The sequence below is a fragment of the Sporosarcina sp. P32b genome, assembly GCF_002743335.1.
Classification (GTDB): Bacteria; Bacillota; Bacilli; order Bacillales_A; family Planococcaceae; genus Sporosarcina.
The window spans coordinates 299,704-322,583 of sequence record NZ_PDZB01000001.1 but is presented as its reverse complement, the minus strand read 5'-3'; the positions used below and the strand labels follow the sequence as shown (position 1 = coordinate 322,583).

General features: G+C 41.3%; 26 protein-coding genes and 1 riboswitch. Of the genes, 4 read left to right on the top strand and 22 right to left on the bottom strand.

The annotated features are described in order from the left end of the window. Nucleotides 1-13: 13 nt before the first annotated feature. The 5 genes from resA to CSV64_RS01560 form a co-directional block, all read right to left on the bottom strand. Nucleotides 14-550, bottom strand: a complete 537-nt coding sequence (resA, locus tag CSV64_RS01580; protein WP_099633295.1) for a thiol-disulfide oxidoreductase ResA — start codon at nucleotides 548-550, stop codon at nucleotides 14-16. A gap of 104 nt (nucleotides 551-654) precedes the next feature. After that, on the bottom strand, nucleotides 655-1,386 hold the full coding sequence (locus tag CSV64_RS01575) for a pseudouridine synthase (RefSeq protein WP_099633294.1): 732 nt from the start codon (nucleotides 1,384-1,386) through the stop codon (nucleotides 655-657). Between the two features lie 107 nt (nucleotides 1,387-1,493). Next, on the bottom strand, nucleotides 1,494-2,498 hold the full coding sequence (locus CSV64_RS01570; RefSeq protein WP_233190382.1) for a D-alanyl-D-alanine carboxypeptidase family protein: 1,005 nt from the start codon (nucleotides 2,496-2,498) through the stop codon (nucleotides 1,494-1,496). Next, on the bottom strand, nucleotides 2,495-3,106 hold the full coding sequence (gene scpB / locus CSV64_RS01565; RefSeq protein ID WP_099633293.1) for an SMC-Scp complex subunit ScpB: 612 nt from the start codon (nucleotides 3,104-3,106) through the stop codon (nucleotides 2,495-2,497). The genes CSV64_RS01570 and scpB overlap by 4 nt, the downstream gene beginning before the upstream one ends. A gap of 13 nt (nucleotides 3,107-3,119) precedes the next feature. Then, a complete protein-coding gene (locus CSV64_RS01560) occupies nucleotides 3,120-3,851 on the bottom strand; it encodes a segregation/condensation protein A (RefSeq protein WP_099633292.1) in 732 nt (243 codons plus the stop codon). A gap of 37 nt (nucleotides 3,852-3,888) precedes the next feature. On the opposite strand from CSV64_RS01560, the gene CSV64_RS01555 reads away from it, so the two are divergent. Then, a complete protein-coding gene (locus CSV64_RS01555; protein WP_158232992.1) occupies nucleotides 3,889-4,398 on the top strand; it encodes a DUF309 domain-containing protein in 510 nt (169 codons plus the stop codon). On the opposite strand, the gene CSV64_RS01550 is transcribed toward CSV64_RS01555, so the two are convergent. The 6 genes from CSV64_RS01550 to CSV64_RS01525 form a co-directional block, all read right to left on the bottom strand. Continuing rightward, a complete protein-coding gene (locus tag CSV64_RS01550; RefSeq protein ID WP_233190381.1) occupies nucleotides 4,395-4,769 on the bottom strand; it encodes a GNAT family N-acetyltransferase in 375 nt (124 codons plus the stop codon). The genes CSV64_RS01555 and CSV64_RS01550 overlap by 4 nt on opposite strands. A 180-nt stretch (nucleotides 4,770-4,949) precedes the next feature. After that, complete coding sequence (gene lysA, locus CSV64_RS01545) at nucleotides 4,950-6,275, bottom strand: diaminopimelate decarboxylase (protein WP_099633290.1); 1,326 nt, start codon at nucleotides 6,273-6,275, stop codon at nucleotides 4,950-4,952. An 86-nt stretch (nucleotides 6,276-6,361) separates the two neighbouring features. Continuing rightward, nucleotides 6,362-7,819 (bottom strand): spore germination protein, encoded by a 1,458-nt coding sequence (locus CSV64_RS01540; protein WP_099633289.1) that lies wholly within the window; start codon nucleotides 7,817-7,819, stop codon nucleotides 6,362-6,364. 1 nt (nucleotide 7,820) lies between these two features. Further along, nucleotides 7,821-8,609 (bottom strand): SigF/SigG family RNA polymerase sporulation sigma factor, encoded by a 789-nt coding sequence (locus tag CSV64_RS01535; RefSeq protein WP_099633288.1) that lies wholly within the window; start codon nucleotides 8,607-8,609, stop codon nucleotides 7,821-7,823. 3 nt (nucleotides 8,610-8,612) lie between these two features. After that, nucleotides 8,613-9,059: an anti-sigma F factor gene (gene spoIIAB, locus CSV64_RS01530; protein ID WP_099633287.1), complete on the bottom strand. Its 447-nt coding sequence runs from the start codon at nucleotides 9,057-9,059 to the stop codon at nucleotides 8,613-8,615. Then, nucleotides 9,049-9,402: an STAS domain-containing protein gene (locus CSV64_RS01525; RefSeq protein ID WP_233190380.1), complete on the bottom strand. Its 354-nt coding sequence runs from the start codon at nucleotides 9,400-9,402 to the stop codon at nucleotides 9,049-9,051. The genes spoIIAB and CSV64_RS01525 overlap by 11 nt, the downstream gene beginning before the upstream one ends. A 290-nt stretch (nucleotides 9,403-9,692) precedes the next feature. Between CSV64_RS01525 and CSV64_RS01520 the strand changes: the two genes are divergently transcribed. Further along, nucleotides 9,693-9,905, top strand: a complete 213-nt coding sequence (locus CSV64_RS01520) for a hypothetical protein (RefSeq protein ID WP_099633285.1) — start codon at nucleotides 9,693-9,695, stop codon at nucleotides 9,903-9,905. Here the strand turns inward: CSV64_RS01520 and CSV64_RS01515 are convergent, their stop codons facing one another. The 6 genes from CSV64_RS01515 to CSV64_RS01490 form a co-directional block, all read right to left on the bottom strand. After that, nucleotides 9,906-11,201, bottom strand: a complete 1,296-nt coding sequence (locus CSV64_RS01515) for a pyrimidine-nucleoside phosphorylase (protein ID WP_099633322.1) — start codon at nucleotides 11,199-11,201, stop codon at nucleotides 9,906-9,908. A gap of 7 nt (nucleotides 11,202-11,208) precedes the next feature. Next, nucleotides 11,209-12,402 carry a phosphopentomutase gene (gene deoB, locus CSV64_RS01510; RefSeq protein WP_099633284.1) on the bottom strand — a complete coding sequence of 398 codons (1,194 nt, stop codon included), beginning with the start codon at nucleotides 12,400-12,402 and terminating at the stop codon, nucleotides 11,209-11,211. Nucleotides 12,403-12,426: 24 nt separating this feature from the next. Continuing rightward, nucleotides 12,427-13,317, bottom strand: coding sequence for a site-specific tyrosine recombinase XerD (gene xerD, locus CSV64_RS01505; protein ID WP_099633283.1), 891 nt, complete (start codon nucleotides 13,315-13,317; stop codon nucleotides 12,427-12,429). 45 nt (nucleotides 13,318-13,362) lie between these two features. Continuing rightward, nucleotides 13,363-13,839: a ferric iron uptake transcriptional regulator gene (gene fur / locus CSV64_RS01500; RefSeq protein ID WP_099633282.1), complete on the bottom strand. Its 477-nt coding sequence runs from the start codon at nucleotides 13,837-13,839 to the stop codon at nucleotides 13,363-13,365. A gap of 96 nt (nucleotides 13,840-13,935) precedes the next feature. Beyond that, nucleotides 13,936-14,448 carry a hypothetical protein gene (locus CSV64_RS01495; protein ID WP_099633281.1) on the bottom strand — a complete coding sequence of 171 codons (513 nt, stop codon included), beginning with the start codon at nucleotides 14,446-14,448 and terminating at the stop codon, nucleotides 13,936-13,938. Nucleotides 14,449-14,512: 64 nt separating this feature from the next. Continuing rightward, on the bottom strand, nucleotides 14,513-15,049 hold the full coding sequence (locus tag CSV64_RS01490; protein ID WP_099633280.1) for an NUDIX hydrolase: 537 nt from the start codon (nucleotides 15,047-15,049) through the stop codon (nucleotides 14,513-14,515). A gap of 69 nt (nucleotides 15,050-15,118) precedes the next feature. On the opposite strand from CSV64_RS01490, the gene CSV64_RS01485 reads away from it, so the two are divergent. Next, a complete protein-coding gene (locus CSV64_RS01485) occupies nucleotides 15,119-16,021 on the top strand; it encodes an aldo/keto reductase (protein ID WP_099633279.1) in 903 nt (300 codons plus the stop codon). Nucleotides 16,022-16,064: 43 nt separating this feature from the next. Here the strand turns inward: CSV64_RS01485 and CSV64_RS01480 are convergent, their stop codons facing one another. The 3 genes from CSV64_RS01480 to CSV64_RS01470 all read right to left on the bottom strand — a co-directional run bounded on the left by CSV64_RS01480 (nucleotide 16,065) and on the right by CSV64_RS01470 (nucleotide 19,666). Continuing rightward, nucleotides 16,065-17,420 carry a nucleobase:cation symporter-2 family protein gene (locus tag CSV64_RS01480; RefSeq protein ID WP_099633278.1) on the bottom strand — a complete coding sequence of 452 codons (1,356 nt, stop codon included), beginning with the start codon at nucleotides 17,418-17,420 and terminating at the stop codon, nucleotides 16,065-16,067. Further along, entirely contained in the window at nucleotides 17,417-18,004 is a 588-nt protein-coding gene (locus tag CSV64_RS01475; RefSeq protein WP_099633277.1) for a xanthine phosphoribosyltransferase, read from the bottom strand. The genes CSV64_RS01480 and CSV64_RS01475 overlap by 4 nt, the downstream gene beginning before the upstream one ends. A gap of 130 nt (nucleotides 18,005-18,134) precedes the next feature. After that, nucleotides 18,135-18,236, bottom strand: a riboswitch (purine riboswitch). Between the two features lie 500 nt (nucleotides 18,237-18,736). After that, entirely contained in the window at nucleotides 18,737-19,666 is a 930-nt protein-coding gene (locus CSV64_RS01470) for an AEC family transporter (protein ID WP_099633276.1), read from the bottom strand. 74 nt (nucleotides 19,667-19,740) lie between these two features. Here CSV64_RS01470 and CSV64_RS01465 point away from each other — a divergent pair, with 74 nt between their 5' ends. Beyond that, a complete protein-coding gene (locus CSV64_RS01465) occupies nucleotides 19,741-20,973 on the top strand; it encodes a CynX/NimT family MFS transporter (RefSeq protein WP_099633275.1) in 1,233 nt (410 codons plus the stop codon). Between the two features lie 537 nt (nucleotides 20,974-21,510). On the opposite strand, the gene CSV64_RS01460 is transcribed toward CSV64_RS01465, so the two are convergent. Continuing rightward, entirely contained in the window at nucleotides 21,511-22,356 is an 846-nt protein-coding gene (locus CSV64_RS01460; RefSeq protein WP_099633274.1) for a VOC family protein, read from the bottom strand. 37 nt (nucleotides 22,357-22,393) lie between these two features. Beyond that, on the bottom strand, nucleotides 22,394-22,726 hold the full coding sequence (locus CSV64_RS01455; protein WP_369823272.1) for a DoxX family protein: 333 nt from the start codon (nucleotides 22,724-22,726) through the stop codon (nucleotides 22,394-22,396). Nucleotides 22,727-22,880: the final 154 nt, after the last annotated feature.

Here is a 22,880-nt window from a genome sequence, read left to right as displayed (position 1 = left end):
AGTAACAATCTCCTTACTTTGGTTGAATGCTTTCTAAATACTCGTAAATTTGTTGCTCTGTCATTCCCTGTTTAATGACTTTCGTAATCTTTCCTTCTGGATTGATGAGGAAAGTTGTAGGTAATGGTTTGATATTATACAAATCCATAACGGTTTTGTTCTTATCCCATAACATCGGGAATGAAAGGTCCATGTCATCTCTAAAAAGTTCTATTTTCACTTTGGGTTCTCCTACGTTGACAGTAAGGATATGTACACCTTTCGCTTCAAAGTCTTTATAGAGATCCTCCATGTGAGGCATTTCCTTTTTACAAGGTGGACACCATGTACCCCAGAAATTCAGGAATACGCCTTGTCCTTTATAATCCGATAACCTATGTTCATTTCCTTCTAAATCTACAAGCTCGAAATCAGGCGCTGTATCACCTTCCGCCAAGACTTTCACTTTATCTTTTGAAGTAATTGCGTAGATAAGAATTGCAGCTAAAATTAATAGAAGGGCTGCTCTGCTAATTAGCCTGATAGTCTTTTTATTTTTTTTTTGGGCCAATCATGTAACCTCCTGTCTAATTTATGTCCCAACTGCTATTATACCAAAACATAAAATCAGTTGGCTCGGCACTAGTGATAGGTTTGTGAACTTTTGACACTTTCTTAGCCGATCTTTCCTGTTTCTGCTAACACGCGTAGTTGTTTCAATTCATGTCTCGTTAGTTCACGCGCTTCTCCGGCATTCAATCCACGTGTAGTTAAGTTAGCAAACTCTTCACGCTTCAATTTTTGCACGGGACAATTAATTGCATCAAACATTCTTCGTACTTGACGGTTACGTCCTTCATGAATTGTGATCTCGACAATTGCAGAATTCGTTTTTTTATCCGAGCTTGTCATTTTCACACGAGCAGGAGCCGTACTGCCGTCATCTAATTCAATTCCTGTCTCGAGCTTTTTGAGATCATCGCGAGAAGGGATTCCTTTTACTTTAGCTACATACTTCTTTTTTATTTCAAATTTCGGGTGAGTCATTAAATACGAGAAATCACCGTCGTTTGTCATCAGCAATACGCCTGATGTATCATAGTCTAGTCTTCCAACTGGGAATATTCTCTGGCTGACTTCCGGTACTAAATCCATTACTGTTTTACGACCTTTTTCATCATCAACTGTAGAGATATAACCGCGTGGTTTATAAAGCAGATAATAGACAGGTGTTTCTTTCGTCAATTGAACGCCTTCCACTTCAATTGTGTCCATTCTGCTAACTTTTGTCCCAAGTTCCGTTATGACTTTACCATTCACTTTAACTAAACCGTCCAAAATTAGTTTTTCTGACTTTCTTCTTGATGCTACGCCGGCCTGTGCCAATACCTTTTGTAATCTTTCCATGGGTTCCTCCTTGATGTTACATACTGAAAAAATTATGTCATACTTTCGGGTAAATGAAAAGAAGACTGACCTGTGTAGGTCAATCTTCGAAATAGTATGTTTTCTATTCACTTTTCGGACTCGATATCTACTGCTACCGTCTTAATTGGTTCTGTCCCTAAATAAATAGACCAATAGCCTTTTTTCTGTGGTTCATCTGCTTGAGGAATCTGTAACACATTGGACAACATTTTCTTCTCTTCTTTCGTTACGAGTAACTTAACAGATTGATCTAGCTTTGCGATCATATGAGGAAATACTTGATACTTACCTTTTTTCACTGCAGTATACGATTGATATTCAGAGAATACTTGCTCGGATAACTGCTTGTGGACTTGCCAATCGTTTCCATTGTTTAATGTAACGACAATGACGGACTTGCCATCCTTTTCGAAATAGGTAGCCAATGTACGTCCTGCTGCTTTTGTAAAACCTGTTTTACCTGCAACAGCAGTCGGTTCAGATATCACTAGGCGATGTTTGTTTTGCCAACTATTTTTCCCCTGTTCCGTTTCAAAAGGATAGTTCTTTGTAGAAGCTATCTTACGAAATTCTGGATTCTTCATAGCAAAATACAACATTTTAGCCGTGTCATACGCAGAAGAGAGATGATGCTCGCCGTGTAAACCGGATGGATTCATGAAATGCGTTTGCTCTAGGCCATGACTTTGCGCTACTTCATTCATTAGATAGACGAATCCTTCAAGTGAGCCACCCGCATGTTCAGCGAGCGCTTGCGCTGCATCATTACCTGAACGAAGCATTAAGCCATACAGTAAATCTTTTGTCTTCATTACTTGACCCGTTTCGAGATAAATGGATGACCCTTCTGCTGTCGCGGCTTGTGAAGAAATGACCGTTTCCTCTTCACTGGGCTTTAACTCCAAAAAAGTATAAGCCGTCCACATTTTAGTTAAACTGGCGATAGGAAGTGGAACATGTTCATTTGATCCCATCAGTAACCTACCATTCTCTCCGTCTATCACTGCATAAGACGAACCCATAGCCTGGCTACTTGCGGGATTCATCAATAAACCGATGATCAGTAGAGCGATGACCGAAATCTTTTTCAAGCATCATGTCCTCCTTCTTCTGTTATGGAAAATGCTTCTTGGAATTTCGTCATGAATAAATCCGTTTCTTCCGACGTTTCTTGTTCTTCGTCAAGTGATAGTGGCGGCATATCTTCGAGCGACGCCAATCCGAAACGATCTAAGAAGAAAGTGGTTGTTCCATATAGAATAGGTCGACCTGGTCCATCCATGCGCCCTACTTCTTCTACAAAGCCTTTGCCGGCCAACGAAGACAATGCCCGCTCGGACTTTACACCACGCAAGTCATCAATCTCTACACGCGTCACAGGCTGCTTGTAGGCGATGATGGCAAGTACCTCGAGTGCTGCTTGTGTAAATGTAGAAGGTTTTGGATCTTCTAGCATTCGTTTGATGTCATCTGCCCATTTACTCTTCGTCACCAAGCGGAAAATCCCGCCGTAACTTTTCAACGTGATGCCACGTGTGTCATCGTCGTCATACGCAGCTTGCAAGAATATAAGTACTTGTTCTGCTTTTTGCTCTTCACATTCCAATAGCGCAGCTAGTTGTGCAATTGATAAGCCTTCTTCACCTGCTACGAATAAAAAGCTTTCCGTCATCCCGACGAAACGTGTTTCGATGTCCATTCCTATCATCCCTTCACATCAACGAGATTCGTAATTCTTCAAAATTATTATTTTGTCGCACTTTCACTTCTTGTAACTTCATCAGTTCAAGCAACGATAAAAATGTTAATACGAGTTCGGGCACAGTCGTCGTTTCAAAAAGCGCATGAAAATCACATTCTCCACCGCATAGTTCCAACTTGCTCATGATCGATGACATCTTATCCCCGACAGATTGCTCGGATTTTGTTATACTCGCAGTAAGAGGCAGTTTCAGCTTCTTTCTGTGTAACATTTTTTGAAATGCACCAATCAAGTCAAAAACATTCAGCTGTTCTTCTGACTCGGTTACAAGCGGTTCACCATAATCCGTTAAGTCTTCAGGTTCTTTGGTGAAATGCTCATCACGGTGCGCCGCCGACTCACGAAGCGAGTTTGCTGCTTCTTTAAACTTCCGATATTCCATTAAGCGGGCAATCAATTCTTCACGCGGATCTTCCTCATAACCGAATTCTTCGATGAACGCTTCTTCTTCATTGACCGGTAACAGCATTTTGCTTTTCACTTCAAGCAACGTCGCTGCCAGTACAAGGTATTCACTTAATTCATCCAAACGAAGAACACGCATGGCATGCAAATGTTCTATGTACTGCTGTGTTAGCTCCGCCATGGGGATGTCATAAATGTCAATTTCGAGCCGATTGATCAAATGCAACAACAGATCAAGTGGCCCTTCGAAGACTTCGAGTTTTACACTATAACTCATTTTTACCAACCTACCTAACCAGAAAGGAATGATTTGGATGAACCCTTACTACCATCCTCTTTTTCTACAGTTTATTGTGTATTTCAACGACAATCAAGATTATTTCGAATGCCATGAGGTGCTGGAGGAATATTGGAAAGAACAAGAGAACTTTTCAAAAGACCATCCACTGACAGGGTATATTCTTATGGCTACCGGATTATACCATTGGCGCAGAGGAAATACAGCAGGTGCTTCTCGTACTTTAACTAAAGCCATCACACGCTTCCGTGAAATGCCTGTACAATTTGGCGACTACCTTGAAGATGTGGCCATTGATGAAATTATCATGCAGCTGGAGTATTGCCTTACACGCATTGAATCAGATGAAGATTTTTATTCATTCCAACTTCCGATCTCTCCAGAGTTGAGAGTTAAAGCAGAGAAATCCAAGCCTCTGATTGCATTACTGCCTAAAGACAGCGCGTCTGTTATTCATAAGCATATGCAACGGGACAGGTCAGATATTCTTTTACAACGTGAAGAAAAGAAGAAGGGCAGAGGTTAAAGATCTGCGCCTTCTTCTTTCCTTAAACAACTTTGTATAAATGGTTCGGTAAAGTCAGTACCTTGACAACCGTACCCTGGATAGATTTCTTGCAATTCTTTCATCATCTTAAATGCAATTCCTTCTCCACGAAACGATGGATTGACGGAAATATGTTGAACAGTGTACATCTTGTCAGTGTCGTTGACTTCTACCCCTATTAATCCGATGTAATCTTCTGCCTCTTTATAAAGAAATAGCTGCCACTGTTCAACACTTAGATATTGCTGTACAGTCTCTTGCAATTTGCATAACATCTTTTCACTAGGGATATAAGATAAAAAGCCCATAGCAATTTTCTCTTGTGCCTTCTTAAAACGAATAAGATTCAATAGTAACCCCTTCTTTTCAGAAATCCTTTGTACAGTCTACACCATTAGCTCGCTTACTTCAACTAGCGCATTATTTATAGCGCGGATCGATCACTGGGACAACCAAGTACCAATAGATGACTCCCCAAATTATAGCGACAGCAACAATGGAAGCAAAAAGAATAATGTTTTTCTTCTTCATCAGAAATTCTCCTTCTCATCTAATTGTAACGGAAGGTCCAATTTAATGATGTCTTCGTAGGTTTCGCGTCTTACCACTAATTGATGTTGTCCTTTTTCTACAAACACAACGGCAGGTCGAGGCAAACGATTATAATTGCTGGCCATGGAGTACGTATAGGCTCCTGTACAAAAGACAGCTAGTAGATCACCGGTTTCCACATTGGGTAAATCGGCATTTTCAATTAATTTATCGCCAGACTCACAGCATTTCCCTGCTACTGTCCATTGCTGGTCATGTGGTTCGTTCATCCGATTAGCAAGCGCACTGGAATAGTGTGCGTCATATAAAGCCGGACGAATATTATCAGACATTCCGCCATCTACTGCTACGTATGTACGGACACCCGGCACAACTTTCGTACTGCCAGCAGAATAAATGGTCGTTCCTGCATCTCCGACAAGCGAGCGGCCGGGTTCAATCCAAATTTCAGGAATTGGATACTCACATTCCTGCGCCATCTTTTTCACTACATCTGCCATTTCTTCTACATAGACAGCTGGCTCAAGCGGCGTATCTTCCTCAGTATAACGAATACCAAATCCGCCACCTAGATTTAAGACAGGACAGATAAATTGATAATTCTTCCGCCATTCAACCATTCTTTCCATTAGCACTTCTGCTGCGAATTTGAATGCATCGGTTTCAAAAATCTGTGAGCCTATATGACAATGCATGCCTAGGAATTTAATATATCCATGATCATGCAATGCTAGGAACGCTTGATCCGTTTGGCCATTTTTTAAATCAAAACCAAACTTTGAATCTTCTTGGCCTGTCGTAATATAGTCATGAGTATGTGCTTCAATTCCCGGTGTTACACGGATTAAGACATTCATTGTCTGCTTTCGTTCATCTGCAATTTCTTTGATGATATCGATTTCCAAAAAATTGTCGACTACGATGCATCCAATTTTTTCTTCAAATGCATATACTATTTCTTCTCTGCTTTTATTATTACCATGGAAATGAATCCGCTCGCGCGGGAATCCTGCCGCTACGGCCGTATACAATTCCCCACCTGAAACAACATCAAGGGATAACCCTTGCTGTTCTGCCAACTGATAAATTGCGATTGAAGAAAAGGCTTTACTCGCATAAGCAACTTGTGCTTTAATATCCTTTTTCTCAAACGTTTCTTTAAATGCCTGCGCACGCTCTTTGAATAACTCTGTATCATAGACCATGACTGGCGTTCCATATTGTGAAGCCAGTTCTGAAACGTCCACTCCACCGATTGTCAGATGACCGTTTTCATTCACTGCCTGTGTTCCATAAAGATGCATGTCCCATACCCCTTCCGAATTCTCTCAGATAACTTTATCACAAGAAGACGGAAAGTAGCAACGACATGCAGAATGTCTGAACACCCTTACGACATCCTGTCACGGTTCGGCGATTTCGTGATAAACGGCCGTGGATCGTCGATTGTCATAGGGAAACGAATCAATACACGCAACAAAGCTTTCGGGAAGAAAGGCGTAAACGGCCACAAATATGGCACATTCATAGGCTTTAATGAACATAAATAATAATAAATGACAGCAAGTGCTATGAAAAATCCTGGAGCCCCGAGTAATGCAGTGGAGACTAATAAGAAAATCCTAAACACTTTTGTCGTGATACTTAATTCAAATGAAGGAATCGCAAATGTTAAAATGGCACTGACCGCCACATATAATACGACTTCCGAAGAGAACAAGCCTACGTCAATCGCCACTTGCCCAATAACAATAGCTGCAACGAGTCCCATGGCTGTCGATAGCGGTGTCGGTGTATGGATTGCAGCCATCCGTAATATTTCTATACCGACATCTGCTATTAACAATTGGACCAATAACGGAACTTCTCCCCATTCATTTGGACCAATATATTTGATTGCTTCCGGAACGAATTGTGTTTCGACGGACATCAAATACCAAAACGGCAACATGACTAAACTTAAAAATGTCCCCATGAAGCGTACCAATCGAATGAACGTCCCGATTAAAGGCGCTTGTCTATATTCTTCCGCATGTTGCAGATGATGTACAAGCGTAACCGGGACTAAAATGACGGATGGGGACGTATCGACGATGATGGCAATATGCCCCTCGAGTAAATGGGCCGCACAAATATCAGCGCGTTCCGTATACCGAACGAATGGCATCGGATGAAAACCTTGTTTGAAGAGAAATTCTTCGAGTGATTTATCGGTCATCGTCAAGCCATCCGTTTTCAATGCATCCAGTCGCTCTCTCACAAAATCCAAATGCCCTTCATTGGCGGCACCTTTCAAAAAAGCTATAGTAATGTCCGTTTTACCCTTTACGGACGTCTCATGCATTTCAAACCGTAGTTCCGTTGTGCGTAAGCGTCTCCGAATTAATGCTGTATTCGTCAGAATATTTTCCGTAAAACCGTCTCGTGAGCCACGTATGACTTTTTCAGTATCCGGTTCTTCAGGGTTTCTACCTGGATATGACCGAACATCAAGCGCGAATGTGAAACCGTCTTTCATAACGAATACAGCTAACCCACTTAAGATCACTTTCGCAAGTTGATCTTCATCCTTTACAATTTCCAGCGAATGATACGGAAAATAATCGACCATAGCACGATCAATATTCTCAACGGATTCACTTGCAAATATTTCATTTCGATTCTGCATTTCTGTCAATAAGGTAGTTAAGACCTCACCATCCACTAACCCGTTCATATACAGAAGAAGTATTTCTTTATCCCATAGGTGGATCAACCGTTTAGTCGCGTCGAATGTCTCGTCTTCGCCAAACTGATTGATAAACCACCTTTCCCCTTCTCGTATGGACGTAAATAGTGTATCGGTCAAATTACGGTCTCCTCACCTTCTCGAGCGCATCTTCGGCATCTGCGCCCATCCATGTTTTCATTTGAGCTAGAATTTTCTTTTCCAGCCGTGATACTTGAACTTGTGATATGCCGATTCGTTTCGCAATATCACTTTGTGTGTAATCCAAATAATAGCGCATATAAATGATCGTCTGATCACGTTTATTCAACCGTGTAATGACATCACGTAACGGAATATGATCGAATACCCTTTCTGATCTATCGTCCCGAAGTTGATCCATTAGCGTCAAGCTATCTCCATCGCTTTCATACAATTGTTCATGTAGCGAAGCCGGATCTCGAAGCGCGTCAGAAGCTAGAATAATATCTTCCTGTTTCACTTCCAATATTTCCGCAATTTCTGAAATAGAAGGTGAACGGCCATTTTTCTTAAAGAAATCATCGGTTGCGTGACGAATTTTATAGCTTAACTCACGAATGGTGCGCCCTACTTTCACCATTCCATCATCACGTAAATAACGTTGGATTTCTCCGACGATCATCGGCACTGCATACGTTGAAAACTTCACCTCATAGGATAGATCGAACTTATCTATTGATTTCATCAAGCCAATGCAGCCTATTTGAAATAAATCTTCTAAATCCGCACCACGCGAAGCGAAGCGTTGAACGATGGACCACACGAGTCTTGTATTGCCTTCTACCATCATTCGTCTAGCTTCTTTGTCACCCGCTTGTGATTCTTTGATGAGTTCTCGCATTTTTTCTTGTGACAATAGAGCGTGTTGCTTCTCAACAGATGCTTCCATACGTCACCTCATTCTACTTACTTCTGTGACTGGAGAAAAATTCTTCTCAAATGTCACGATTGTCCCATTTCCAAGGGTAGAATCTACACGGATACCGTCCGAGAAACTTTCCATGATCGTAAAGCCCATACCGGAACGCTCCATTTGTGGTTTAGTCGTGAACATTGGTTCCATCGCTTGCTCTATGTCGAAGATACCCATTCCTTCATCTGTTACCGTCATTTTTACTGAGCGGTCATCGATCGTTGCATGGATCTTCACCATACTTTTCCCATCGCATTCGTAACCGTGGATAATGGCATTAGTGACAGCTTCGGAAACAATAGTTTTAAATTCCGAAATTTCTTCCAGTGTCGGATCCAACGGTGCGATAAAACAGGTGAGTGCCATTCTGGCAAGTGCTTCATTTTGTTCTATCGCTAGAAACGACAAGGTCATTTCATTTTTCATGTACAACCCCTCCGATTTCGTCGATTGCTTCTTCGACTGTACATATTCTGACGACATCACCAAGACCCGAAAATTGGAATAGTTTCTGCATTGTCGGAGATGGATTCAATATAAGTGTTTCTCCGTTTACAGGGACTAAATCGCGCATTCTTCCGAGTATAAGCCCAATTCCTGCGCTGTCCATGAAGCCTAGTTGGTAGAGGTCCCAGACGATTGCACGCGTCTTTCCTGTGAATATAGCGGTAGATACTTCTTCTCTAATTTGATTCGCTTCGTGGTTGTCGAGTTCTCCTGCTAGCGTGATTAGGACTATGCCATTTTCCAGTTGTGTAATAGTTGCCATGTGTGGATACGCCTCCTTCATGAAGGCATTGTCGCACATTTAGAACCGCTATCCTTTAGTTTTGACAAAACTAGTCAGCTGTCCCTAAAACTTCTTACGTTGTGACAGAGAAGCTAAGGGTGTGTGAGAAGTCATCGTTGGTCTGCGTTCCAGGCGGATACTTTCCTGCGGGTACGGCTTGAGTCACCGCCTTCCACTTCCATCAACTAGTTTGGCTTTCTAACTATTATGACGTGTAAATAGTTGTTCCATTACTAAATAAAGCTAGCTTCCAAAAGGTAAGCCTCTCAATGAGACAGTTAGTCACACTTTCGAACTGGCTAATTACGTGGAAGCCATTCGTCAGCGCTGTAGTGTATTTAATGACGTCACTCCTTCACTCTTCACGAGCTACACAAGAGTATGTACAGTTGGAATTGTTTTTACACATGAACGACAAAAAAGCCATGTGCTCTGAAGGCGACCAATTTCTTGGCGTTCTTCAGGCACATGGCTTGAATTGATTATTGGGAATGTATAAGTGGTGGTGCTTCTATTTTTTCTTTTGAGATGTGCATATGAGATTGCAGTAGTTTGATCGAGTCATCAACTTGTTCGGTGTTTGCATGGAGAATCGCGAGCGCTTCTCCTTTTTCTACAAAGTCACCTATTTTCTTGCGCAATACAATCCCAACTGCGAGATCAATGACGTCCTCTTTTGTGGCACGACCTGCACCCAGAAGCATGGCAGCTACACCTATTTCATCGGCATCAATCATGGATACATACCCACTTTCAAGAGCGGGTACTTCAATTTGATTCTGTGCTTGAGGCAGTAGATTTGTATCCACTATCACTTTTTCATTGCCACCTTGCGCTTTGATCAATTCACCGAACAAGCGCAGTGCGTCACCATTTTCTATGACATTCAGTAGTTGTTTACGCGCGTCTTCTTCAGTTTGATCTGTGTTCGCAGCTAGCAACATCTTACTACCAAGTACTAAACATAGCTCTGTTAAATCGGCCGGACCTTTTCCTTGCAACGTATCAATGGCTTCTTTTACTTCGAGAGCATTACCGATCGCAAATCCGAGCGGCTGACTCATATCCGATATAACAGCACTTGTGTTTCTTCCCACTTCATTTCCGATCGCAGTCATCGCATCCGCCAACCGCTTGGAGTCCGCCAAAGTTTTCATGAAGGCCCCCGCGCCTGTCTTGACGTCCAATACGATAGCATCTGCTCCCGCCGCAAGCTTTTTACTCATGATAGAGCTTGCAATCAGCGGGATGCTATTGACGGTCGCTGTGACGTCTCGCAGCGCATATAGTTTTTTATCAGCGGGCGTCAAGTTGCCGCTTTGGCCGATTACAGCGATTTTCAAATCATTGACCTGTTGAATAAATTGTTCCGTAGAAATCTCTACGTGAAAGCCGTCAATTGCTTCAAGCTTGTCAAGTGTACCGCCTGTATGACCTAGTCCCCTACCACTCATTTTGGCAACTGGCACACCACATGCTGCGACCAGTGGAGCTAAGATGAGTGTCGTAGTATCACCTACTCCACCCGTTGAGTGTTTGTCTACCTTCACTCCTTCAATGGCAGATAAATCGATTTGATCACCTGACTCCGCCATAGCCATCGTTAAGTAGCCTTGTTCTTCTGTAGTCATGCCTTTAAAGTAAATAGCCATCAAAAATGCACTGGCTTGATAATCAGGGATTGAGCCATCGGTATACCCCGTCACAAAAAACTCTATCTCTTCTTTATTTAGTTCTTTCCCGTCTCGCTTATCCTCAATGATATCTACCATGCGCAACATAAAATTAGTCCTCCTTAACCAATGCAGACAAGAAACTTTCACCATGTTCAGGCTTATCTACTTGGAAATTTTCAGCAATCGTTGCACCTACGTCAGAGAATGTTTTACGGATTGGCAACTGGCCAGCCCCTTTATTCGAAGGTGAATACACAAGTAGTGGTACATATTCTCTTGTGTGATCCGTTCCTTCATGAGTCGGGTCGTTTCCGTGGTCTGCTGTGATAATTAATAAATCATCCGGGCGCAGTGCATCCATGATCTCAGGTAAACGTGCATCAAATTCTTCAAGTGCATTACCGTAACCAATCGGATCGCGACGGTGACCATATAATGCATCAAAGTCTACTAGATTAACGAAACTGATGCCCTCAAAATCTTTTTTCATAACCGTGACAAGCTGATCCACACCGTCCATGTTCCCAGTTGTACGAACTGCTTCCGTTACACCCTCACCATTATAAATATCTGCAATTTTACCGATTGCGATTACGTCATAGCCTTTATCCTGCAATTCATTCATCACCGTTTTACCAAATGGCTTCAATGCATAATCATGACGATTTGTTGTGCGTGTGAATGTACCGGGTTCTCCAACAAATGGACGTGCAATCACGCGACCTACTAAGAATTCGGGTTGCAACGTAAGTTCTCTTGCGATTTCACAAATACGATATTGCTCTTCAATAGGAATGATTTCCTCATGTGCTGCAATTTGCAGTACAGGGTCACCTGACGTGTAAACGATGAGAGCGCCTGTCTTCATATGCTCTTCTCCAAGTTCTTCGATAATTTCCGTTCCGCTTGCCGGCTTATTTCCGATAACTTTCCTACCCGTTTTTAATTCCAATTCATCTATTAATTCTTTTGGAAAACCATTTGGATACACTTTGAATGCATCATCTATACGCAAGCCCATGATTTCCCAGTGTCCTGTCATCGTATCTTTACCGACAGATGCTTCTTGCATCTTTGTGTAATATCCTTGCGCTTCTTTTTGAGGTGCAAGACCTTTAATTGGTGCTATATTCGCAAGACCGAGACGTTCCAAGTTTGGTAGTTTCAGTCCATCCATCTCTTCGCCGATATGTCCAAGAGTATTGGATCCAACATCACCAAAAGCTTTAGCATCGGGTGCTTCACCGATCCCTACTGAGTCAAGTACGATTAAATGTATACGATTATAACGAAATTTCTCCATATGAAAACCTCCAGTAATAGTAGTTTACGCTCTAGGATGATATTGACTATAGACATCTTTCAAACGTTTTTTGCTGACATGCGTGTAAAGTTGCGTCGTAGAAATATCGGCATGTCCGAGCATTTCCTGAACTGCGCGCAAGTCCGCTCCATTTTCAATCAAATGCGTGGCGAAAGAGTGGCGCAATAAGTGTGGTGAAATGACTTTCTGAATTTCTGCCTTCACTCCTGCATCCTTCAAGATTTTCCAACATCCCTGTCTCGTCAGCCGTCTGCCATGCATATTGAGAAACAAGGCTTCGGTATCGTTGATCAACTTAGGACGCCCTTCATTTAAATATAAAGTACAAGCATCGATTGCGGAACGTCCAAGTGGAACTATCCGTTCCTTACTACCTTTTCCGAATACCCGCACAAAACCCATTGTCAAATGAAGATCAGCCAAATCAATCGCTATTAATTCACTTACCCTCATTCCCGTTCCATATAACAATTCAAGCAATGCAATATCGCGCATGCCTTGTGAAGTATTACCATCAACGGCATGAATCAATCGTTCAATCTCAGGTATAGAGAGCACATCCGGCAACTTTTGTTCAATTTTAGGTAATTCGATATGAATCGTACAATCATGTGTCGTGATTTGCTCTCTCACTAAAAATTGATGAAACGAACGAATGGAGGAAATATGTCGAGAAAGGGTACGACTGGATTTACCACTATCTTTCAACTTCTGCAAATACTGTAGAACCATCGTTCGTTCGATCAAATTCACTGTTTCCAAATTCAAACTTTCTATGAAACGTATATAGGCTGTAAGGTCGCGTTGATACGACTTGACGGTGTTTTGAGCTAATTGTCTTTCAACTGTTAAAAAATGCACATAGTCTTCTAAAGCAAACTGCGCATCCTTCATAGACTGTCCCTCCTTTCTTATGTAAAAAGTAAAAAAGGACAGCGCTTAGGCCATCCCATTGTCTTCCTGTTCTGTCTCTTCGTCTTTCGCTTTACAACGTTTACAAATTCCATGGAACGTCAGCCAATGATCTTTGACTGTAAAACCATAACGACCTTCTACGACTTTTTCGACTTCGCCAAGTAGGTCTTCCTGAATTTCATCAACCGTTCCACATTCTAGACAAATTAAGTGATGGTGGAACCGCGCAGCGCCTTCTTCTCGCAAATCATAACGTGCTACACCATCGCCAAAGTTAATTTTATCGACAACTTTTAGTTCAGTTAATAATTCTAATGTACGATATACAGTCGCCAGACCGATATCTGGCGCTTTTTCTTTTACTAATAAAAATACATCTTCTGCACTTAAATGGTCTTCTTCATTTTCCAGAAGAACTGCTACAGTCGCTTCACGCTGAGGCGTCAACTTGTAGCTGGCCCCGTGCAATTGCTTCTTGATTCGTTCGATTCGGCTTTCCATACGACGCCCCCCTCAAATTGTTTCCATTATACCAAACTGTCGTTCCAGATGACAATAGAAAGGAAAGGTTCAGTTCATTATAGTGTGTAGTGGATATTACTTTATAAAATGAAAGATCGATAGTTCCAGTATTTGCGTGATCAACAATAAAGCAATCAATGGCGGAACAGCAGTTAATGGACGATCTTTTTTACTTGCTGGTGTAGAGAAAAATGGTGGATTTAACGCAGAACATAAAATCAGGAACAACAAACAGCTGATTAATTGAAATGGGAACCACCAAATCGTATAGGATACCAATTTTAAGCCTGTCGACAATAAATAAGTGGATGACAAGCCAAAAAAAGCACATTTAATTGCACCGAGAAACATAGTGATAAAACGGAGTCTTTTATATTTAGACAGAATGATGGCTACTAGAATAAAGCTCAATGTCACCACAACAGGCGACCACATAGCCGCTTCAGATCCCTTCACTACGCGTTGATCATATAAACCGATGATCTGCTCTAGCGACGTGACCGGCCACTCCCTGAATAATAAAGCCCCTCCTATATAACTGATTGCGAGTATAACGAATAAATACACAAAAGACAATGATCGAGCCATAAATAGGACACCTCCGCATCGTTTCTATAACATATGCTTGTCCGTCCAGAAATAGCTCAATCCTTTATAGGTTTTTTACATACCAGACAGCAGCGACCGTCTTGGCATCATAAATCCTTTCATTCGCAATGAATTCCTCTGCCTCTTCAACAGTTACTTCCAGCACTTCTATGAATTCATCTTCATCTCCAACAGCAGGCTGCTCCACTTTTTCGAGCTCTTTTGCCACATATAAGTGAATGATTTCATCCGCGAAGCCTGGTGAAGTTGAGAAAGTCTGCAAATATTCGAATGAATGCGCACGGTATCCAGTCTCTTCTTCCAGTTCACGAATCGCCGTCAGCTTAGGTTCTTCTCCCGGCTCAATCTTGCCTGCAGGTATTTCTAGCATCGTTCGTTCCAAAGGCTTTCTGTACTGTTCAACTAACACGATTTTTTTATCTTTAGTCAAGGCGATAATCGCCACCGCTCCTGGATGTTTAACTAATTCTCTTTTTGCTAGTTTTCCATCAGGCAATTCTACTTCGTCGACTTGCACCGAAATGATTTTGCCTTTAAAGATCTGTTCTGTTGAGAGGGTTCTTTCTTCAAACTTCATCAAGCACTCAACCCTTTCCATTGGTTTTATATCCCGCTTTCATTGTACCATGAAACGAAAGGAGTGAGGCACATGAAGAAGCGTACTATTGGTACAAGTAATTTGCTTGTTTCGGAACTCGGATTGGGCTGTATGTCGTTACCAAGTGAATTGGAAGCGGCTCGTTCTGTACTCGACGAAGCAGTGGATCATGGCATCAATTATTTCGATACAGCAGATCTTTATGATAAAGGAACCAATGAAGAACTCGTTGGAAAAGTGTTGAAAGAAAAACGTCAAGACTTGATCATTGCGACAAAAGCCGGTAACAAGTGGATGTCAGGAGAAGAGTCCTGGACATGGGATCCTTCCAAAGCGCATATTATGGATGCTGTAAAACAGAGTTTACGACGTTTACAACTCGATTATATCGATCTGTATCAGCTTCACGGCGGTACGATGGAAGATGATGTAGATGAAACAATTGAGGCGTTTGAAACATTAAAAAAAGAAGGAATCATACGTGAATATGGTATCTCAAGTATTCGTCCCACTGTTATCGAACGTTTCCTGAATAATAGCCATGCTGTTTCCGTCATGATGCAATACAACTTGCTTGACCGACGTCCCGAAGAATACTTTTCTATGATTGCTAAAAAGGGTGCATCTGTCGTCACTAGAGGCACTCTGGCAAAAGGCTTACTGACGAACGAAGGCATGGAGCGTGCGAAGAAATTGAATGGCTTCGTAGCTTATGCACCGTCTGATTTACAGCAGACAGTTGAAGCACTATCCAAAGAAACGAACGACTTACATGCATATGCTCTTGCTTTTGCACTGAAAGAGCCTGCTGTTGCCTCTGCTTTGATTGGTTCAAGAACACAACAACAACTTCGCGAATCTTTAAACGCTTATGAAACGCAAATTGATCCACAATTGCTAACATTATTGACAAGCAAAACAGAGCCACATCAATATGAACAGCACCGAGTGTAAATAGTAAAAGAGCAACTGCATTTTCCAGCAGTTGCTCTTTTACTTATTTATGATTAGCAGTTGCATTTACCAAGATAGAAGATGGCCCTTCTTTGATGCTAAGAGGCATAGCTTTAGCTTCATACGCTTGTTTTGTTGTTTGCTTCTTTTTTGAAGGAATCATATTGAAAATGATATTCAAGAAAATCGCAGTGATACTTCCGAGTACAATCCCGTTACTAGTTAAAATTTGTACACTTTCCGGCAATTCCTTAAATAGATCCGGTACAACCGAAACACCAAGGCCGATACCGATAGAACATGCTACGATCATCGCGTTATCTTGAGTTTTTGAAATAACAGGACTCAACATTTTAATTCCTTGCGAAACCACCATGCCGAACATAGCAACCATCGCTCCGCCCAGAACTGCGGGAGGGATAATCGTTGCAAGAGCTGCTATTTTCGGCAAGAAACCTAAAGAAATCAGCATGATTGCAGTAACGAATATTACACGGCGTGATTTCACACCAGACAATTGCATTAAGCCGACGTTTTGTGAAAATGTCGTATAAGGAAATGCGTTAAATATGCCCCCAATAACGGAAGCTAGTCCTTCTGCACGATATCCTTTTTCCAGCATTTTTTGATCGATTTCTTCCTCACAAATATCGCCGAGTGCAAAGTATACGCCAGTCGATTCTACGAGCGACACCATTGCAACCAGTGTCATAATGGCAATCGGCAGTAGATGGAACGTAGGTGTTGCTAAATAAAATGGCATGACCATATGAACATAAGAAGCATCTTGTACATTGGAGAAATCTACAATACCAAGGAAAATCGCTGCGATCGTACCACCGACTAAACCTAATAAAATGGCGATCGACTGCATAAAACCTGAAGTAAATCGGAACATCAAGACAATAAATAATAACGTTCCAAATGAAAGTGATATATTTGTCAACGATCCGAAATCTTCCGCACCTTGTCCGCCACCCATATTATTGATCGCAACCGGAATCAACGTGATTCCAATAATTGTTACGACAGAGCCGGTAACGATTGGCGGGAAGAATTTCACAAGACTCCCAAAGAATCGGCTGATGAAGAAAATGATTACGCCTGAAGCAATAACCGCTCCATAAATAGCTGAAATTCCATAATCATTGCCTATCAATATCATCGGGCCAACCGCTGTGAATGTACAACCGAGAACTACAGGTAATCCAATGCCAAAATATTTATTACGTGAAATTTGTAACAACGTGGCGATACCACACATTAAAATATCAATCGAAACAAGATATGTCAGCTGTGTTGGAGTTAAACCAATAGCATTCCCCACAATAAGCGGTACCAATACTGCGCCTGCATACATAGCTAGTAAATGTTGAAAACCTAGCAGCGTAGTTTTCATCGTTCCGTTTCCTCCCCGACAAACTGGACTTGACCATTTTGTAACGACTGAAGTTCAGCTAACGATTCCAAACGTACCCCTTCTTTGCGGATCAGATCTCCGCCTGGCTGGAAGCATTTTTCAATAACAATTCCAACTCCTGCAATAGTTGCACCTGCTTGTTTTGCGATATCTATGAGTCCAAGTGCAGCTTGTCCATTCGCAAGGAAATCGTCAATGAGCAATACCGTATCTTCACTTGAAATGAAATCTTTAGAAACTGATATATCATTTGATTCCTTCTTCGTGAAAGAATACACTTTCGCGGAGTATAAATGATCCGTCAATGTAAGTGATTTACGTTTTCTGGCAAACACTACCGGAACGCCTAAAATCATTCCCGCCATTGTCGCAGGAGCAATACCTGAAGATTCAATCGTGAGGATTCTCGTGATGTTTTGATCGCTGAATCGGCTAACAAACTCTTTTCCGATTTCTTGCATCAGTAATGGATCGATTTGATGATTCAAAAAGGAATCCACTTTTAGTACCTCTTCCGATAATACTTTACCTTCTTGTCGAATCTTGTTTTTTAGCAACTCCACGCTGTTATGCTCCCTTCATTTTTCCGAATAAAAAAAGCGTATATGCCATACTCCCATATAACAACTATGAGAGAGCGGCATGTACGCTTTTAAAAATGAAAAAGCAATTTCTTGTCGAACGACAAAGAAAGCTGCTTTTCATTCTCCCCATAGGCGGTCTATTTTCGGTAGACCGGTAGAAACTTACGGGCCATATCCCCGTGATTATATGAGTCTTATTTAACTGAATGCTAACAGTATAGCACGATTCGACATTTTTTCAATACGAATATTTGACGATTTGCTTGCTAGCTTTCACTCAGTGAGCATGTGGACATATTCTTGACAAGAAGTTGGGAGGGATTGGAATAAACGTTATTTGCAAAGTGAGTTAATAATGAGTGCGAGGGGATGGGAGCTCCAGTTGATAGTAGTGTTACTTAGATCACTCACTGTCTGAAGTATGTGAATCATTGTTTTGTCTTAACTTATTTAGATTCAAGTGCTGAAGTTCAAAGCCAATTACTACCCTAACTTCAATACGCAACTAGGAGTATCACCCACTTACACTGCAAGGGATTGGAGCGAGAGTCGTAGCGAAGGACGGCTTTTACGAGTAAAAGCGAAGCGTTAGGAGCACATCTTTGCACTAGGAGTGGCGACTTCCAGAGAATCAATTTGCCGCGAACCCTCAGGTAAGCATCCCCTCCGAAGTGCCAATCCCCATCCCAACGATTACTCTCTCTTATTCGTTTATTGAAACAAGATAGATGATAGATAAATTACTACGCCAACTGTGAAGCTGCTGGCTACGGTGTTGAATAGGACGATTTGGGCTGCTAGCTCGGACTCTACGTCGTATTCCAATGCAAGTGTTGAGCTATTTCTCGATGTTGGAAACGAACTGGCGATCCACAGTGACTGAGCCGTGACCCCGTCTATTTTTAACAGTAAGATCAACAGCAACGCAACGGCTGGGGAGATGATGAGTCGGCCGATAGCGCTAAGGTAGATCAAACGATTCCAAAGTGTCTTCACTTTAATCTGTGCTAACTGTGCGCCAAGTGTGATGAGTGCGATGGCGATAAAAGCATCCGATAAATGACCGATCGGTAGCTCGATAAACTGCGGCAACCGGATATCTGCCAAGTTAAGCAATGCACCTAGCCATAAAGCGTGGATAATCGGCATCCGAATAAACTGTTTTGCAATGTCTTTTCCCGATTGCGTGGAAGATACGAGATTATACAAGCCATATGAATACGTCAGTAAGTTCTGATAGACGATCAAAACAATCTGAATGGACACACCAAGCGGATTCGCATGAAAAACTAGCTGACTAACAGGTAATCCATAGTTTCCTGAGTTGATGAGAACAATACTATTCTTCATTACGGCGGTTTGCTGGCGATTTAGACGTAATATTTTACTGAATAAATGACCAGTAATTATTAAAGTGGTCGTGAATAATACAACAAACATTAATACGTCAAGTAAGATTTCTACATCAATAACGGTATGATATAAGTTCATGAATACGGCGGCAGGTATCAAACAATATGTCAGAATATTGCCTAATGCCTTAACATTAAAAGTAAACTTTATTTGTAAAACAACACCAATTCCTAATAAAATAAGCATCGGTGTGATAACATTTACAAAGACTATGAGTAAGTACTCCATAAAGGAATCTCCTTTCTGTTGCTTCAGCTACATACTTCTCAGAACAATCTTCAAGGAATACAGGAGGCTTCACAATGAAAAAAGAACGACCAAGTAAACATTTACATTTCCCTAAGAGTCAGTGGGTGTTATTAGCAGGTATTTTATTTTTAGCCGCTACTATCCGTTCCCCACTAACATCTGTAGGGCCTATTATCAGTAACATTCGTGATCAACTGCAAATCTCTAACTCATTAGCAGGATTTCTAACAACCATCCCACTACTGGCATTTGCTATTGTATCACCTTTTACACCACGGATTGCAAAACGATTCGGCATGTCGCGAACGCTTTTCTATGCAATGATTATTTTATTGCTAGGGATCATCATGCGTTCTATCGGTACTAGCACATTGCTACTAATTGGTACATTTTTAATCGGAGTAGGAATCGCATTTGCAAACGTCCTATTGCCGAGTCTTCTTAAACTGAGCTTCCCTTTACATATCGGATTGATGACGGGTCTGTACTCAGTGTCTATGAGTATATCTGCAACACTTGCATCTGGTATCGCTTCTCCCATCGCCAATGAAACAGTATATGGCTGGCAAGGCGCGCTAGGAATTTGGGGAGTCATTACGTTGTTAGCCATTATCGTATGGATACCGCAGATTCGCAAAAAGAAAGAAGTCATCAAAACAGTTCAGAAAAACACGAAGTCGAAACCAGCTCTTCCTATTTGGCGTTCACCACTAGCTTGGAGCATCACGATATTCATGGGACTACAGTCGTTCCTATTTTATACGACAGCATCATGGATTCCCGTTGTGTTGCAAACGAATGGTATGACCGCTGATGCTGCTGGATGGATGTTAGCGCTTGTCCAGCTCGCACAATTGCCAATGATGTTTATCATACCAGTGGTCGCTGATAAGGTACGTGATCAACGTATTCTTGTCGTAGCTGTTTTCGCTTGTTATTTAATTGGCTACGGCGGTGTACAGTTTGGAAGCGAAAGTCTAACTGCACTTTGGATGATTTTCATTGGTCTCGGAGGCGGTTCGGCATTTGGACTCGCTATGATGTTCTTCACTTTACGTACCAACACACCAGACCAAGCGGCTTCGATTTCCGGAATGGCGCAGTCGATCGGCTACTTACTAGCATCCGTCGGTCCTGTGTTGTTCGGTATCCTTCACGACTTTACCGGTTCATGGACGGCACCACTTTATACCTTCATAGTTGTAGCAACTATACTATTTATCAGTGGTATGTACGCAGGTAAGAAACGTTATATTTCGCTTGAACCAAAACAGAATGCATCATAAAAAAGTGAGAATACGTTTGGGGTTACGCTCTTTAGTTCACTATGATAAAAACACATTTCAATAATTAAACGAAGAACCCCAATTCATACGAATTGGGGTTCTTCGTTTAACCAGTGTATAAACCTAGAGTATAAAAAGCCGGCAGTTTTAAATAGCTTGTTAGCAATCCAAATAACAGGCAGTCGTTTGCTGTTTTTGCACTGCCAATGTATAAATAAAACTCATTAATAAATTATGTTAACTCATAAATAGAAGAACCAATAATAATGTGCACTCTACAAGCTAGAGTGATATCTAACTTTTCGTGTATTTTATTATGGCTAAACCTACAGATTAACAAGGTACATATTGGAGCAGATTCGTACTTTATCATGTTGAGTGCACGTGATACTTATGAAGCAATTCGTTAGCATGGAAAAGTGCTTATATCGATCAGGAATGGTGACTATGTCATTAGAACAGAACCACGAAATATGTACATGAAATTAGTGGAACTTCAGCTATTACACCGTTTTAGAAAGAATAACTGAAACGAGTTTACACGGTTAATTGAATTTTATTTCCTGATGGATCTTCTATGACAAACAATCCATCTTCAACTATATACGATGCGCCTAGATGCTGTAATTGTTCAATAACCTTTGCTATTGCTTCTTCATTTGGAAAAGTAAGAGTATACCAATTTATACCGACGCTATTTTCTCGTGGCTTCGAAGCACCTACTCCTTGCCATGTATTCAAGGCGATATGATGATGATAGTCACCGGTTGAAATGAAAACAGCTTGAGGATAATGACTCACAACTGTAAAACCAAGTCCCTTCGTGTAAAACTCCTCTGCTTTCTGAAGATCGGCCACATGCAAATGAACATGCCCCATAACCGTGTCAGCAGGCAACCCATCCCAATCCATATCACTTACCGCTAATAGACTTTCTACATCTAATGGGTCAGAAACCATCTTGACTTCCCCATTAGACCAGGTCCATTCGATAGCTAGCCGATCTATATACACTTCAATGCCATTTCCGTCTGGATCTGTAATGTATAGAGCTTCACTTACAAGATGATCTGATGCTCCGAATCGAAGGCCTGTCTCAGATAAATGGCGTAAAAAGACAGATAAGTCAGCCCGTGTTGGTAACAAAAGTGCAAAGTGAAATAAACCGGTTTTCCCTTTTTTCTTTGGTAGTACATCAACCGGTTGCTCAATTGTTAATAATCCTATTTTACCATCCGCTGTTAAAACGGCTTTTCGATCTGTTTGCTCCAATATTTGAAATCCTATAACCTTTTGGTAAAATTCAAGCGATGAATTAAGATTTGTTACATTTATATTAACCTGTCCAACAAATATATTAGGCCTTTGATGAAAGTTTTTCATTTTTGCAATCAGCCTCTCTTCTATCTAGTATTGTTTCTTACTGTTCGTGATATGAGTTTTTCTTTTTTCTATTAAATATAGCTTGATCAACTGCCCAAATCTTACTTCCATTTATGGTTAAAAATATAGCGATTACTAAAAGTACAAGATCTAGTTCGTAGCCAACCTTTTCCCCCGTGCCTAAGAATCCAGCGGTGAGTTTAACCTTTAGAATTGCACCAACCATGATTATAGCTAGCAATGCAGAAACAACTCTCGTCCCTACGCCTAAAATGAGTGCCATTCCACCTATTAGTTCCACAGCCCCTACAAAGTATGCTAAAAACCCTGGAATTCCTATACTATCAAACCATCCTGCGGTATTTCCTATTCCATCTTGAAATTTAACGAACCCATGTACAAAAAAATAATCCCTAACATTATTCTTAATAAAAATATGCTTATCTCTAATTTCTTCATCTTCATTTCCTCCTAAATTTTATTACTTAATTCATTCCAAAGTCATTGTGTTCCGGGCTTCGAAG

What these genes read in the sequence shown, in the direction of transcription:
- CSV64_RS01575 (WP_099633294.1), bottom strand. Translation starts at nt 1,386, where the DNA reads ATGGAAAGATTACAAAAGGTATTGGCACAGGCCGGCGTAGCATCAAGA.
- scpB (WP_099633293.1), bottom strand. Translation starts at nt 3,106, where the DNA reads ATGGACATCGAAACACGTTTCGTCGGGATGACGGAAAGCTTTTTATTC.
- CSV64_RS01560 (WP_099633292.1), bottom strand. Translation starts at nt 3,851, where the DNA reads ATGAGTTATAGTGTAAAACTCGAAGTCTTCGAAGGGCCACTTGATCTG.
- CSV64_RS01555 (WP_158232992.1), top strand. Translation starts at nt 3,889, where the DNA reads ATGAACCCTTACTACCATCCTCTTTTTCTACAGTTTATTGTGTATTTC.
- lysA (WP_099633290.1), bottom strand. Translation starts at nt 6,275, where the DNA reads ATGCATCTTTATGGAACACAGGCAGTGAATGAAAACGGTCATCTGACA.
- CSV64_RS01535 (WP_099633288.1), bottom strand. Translation starts at nt 8,609, where the DNA reads ATGGAAGCATCTGTTGAGAAGCAACACGCTCTATTGTCACAAGAAAAA.
- spoIIAB (WP_099633287.1), bottom strand. Translation starts at nt 9,059, where the DNA reads ATGAAAAATGAAATGACCTTGTCGTTTCTAGCGATAGAACAAAATGAA.
- CSV64_RS01525 (WP_233190380.1), bottom strand. Translation starts at nt 9,402, where the DNA reads ATGGCAACTATTACACAACTGGAAAATGGCATAGTCCTAATCACGCTA.
- CSV64_RS01520 (WP_099633285.1), top strand. Translation starts at nt 9,693, where the DNA reads ATGAGACAGTTAGTCACACTTTCGAACTGGCTAATTACGTGGAAGCCA.
- deoB (WP_099633284.1), bottom strand. Translation starts at nt 12,402, where the DNA reads ATGGAGAAATTTCGTTATAATCGTATACATTTAATCGTACTTGACTCA.
- xerD (WP_099633283.1), bottom strand. Translation starts at nt 13,317, where the DNA reads ATGAAGGATGCGCAGTTTGCTTTAGAAGACTATGTGCATTTTTTAACA.
- fur (WP_099633282.1), bottom strand. Translation starts at nt 13,839, where the DNA reads ATGGAAAGCCGAATCGAACGAATCAAGAAGCAATTGCACGGGGCCAGC.
- CSV64_RS01495 (WP_099633281.1), bottom strand. Translation starts at nt 14,448, where the DNA reads ATGGCTCGATCATTGTCTTTTGTGTATTTATTCGTTATACTCGCAATC.
- CSV64_RS01485 (WP_099633279.1), top strand. Translation starts at nt 15,119, where the DNA reads ATGAAGAAGCGTACTATTGGTACAAGTAATTTGCTTGTTTCGGAACTC.
- CSV64_RS01480 (WP_099633278.1), bottom strand. Translation starts at nt 17,420, where the DNA reads ATGAAAACTACGCTGCTAGGTTTTCAACATTTACTAGCTATGTATGCA.
- CSV64_RS01470 (WP_099633276.1), bottom strand. Translation starts at nt 19,666, where the DNA reads ATGGAGTACTTACTCATAGTCTTTGTAAATGTTATCACACCGATGCTT.
- CSV64_RS01465 (WP_099633275.1), top strand. Translation starts at nt 19,741, where the DNA reads ATGAAAAAAGAACGACCAAGTAAACATTTACATTTCCCTAAGAGTCAG.
- CSV64_RS01460 (WP_099633274.1), bottom strand. Translation starts at nt 22,356, where the DNA reads ATGAAAAACTTTCATCAAAGGCCTAATATATTTGTTGGACAGGTTAAT.